The sequence below is a fragment of the Neisseria sp. P0006.S004 genome (assembly GCF_051963015.1).
GTDB lineage: Bacteria > Pseudomonadota > Gammaproteobacteria > Burkholderiales > Neisseriaceae > Neisseria.
In genome coordinates this window covers 1-204 of the sequence record NZ_JBQCUS010000047.1, presented here as the reverse complement: position 1 = coordinate 204, position 204 = coordinate 1, and the positions used below count along the sequence as shown (strand labels likewise).

General features: G+C 46.6%; 1 protein-coding gene. It reads left to right on the top strand.

Annotated features, from left to right (window positions below):
- The coding region (locus tag ACTHR2_RS10610) for a collagen-flanked surface repeat-containing protein (RefSeq protein ID WP_440375713.1) at positions 1 to 204 on the top strand (204 nt) is incomplete at both ends.

Here is a 204-nt window from a genome sequence, read left to right as displayed (position 1 = left end):
AACCATCAAAGACGGTAACGGTAACACCACTACTACCATCATTAAAGATGGTGCAACTGGTGCCGACGGTAAGAACGCTGAAGCCGATGTTAAAGACAACGGCGACGGTACTCACACTGTAACCATTAAAGACGGTAACGGTAACACTACTACTACCATCGTTAAAGACGGTAAGAACGCTGAAGCCGACGTTAAAGACAACGG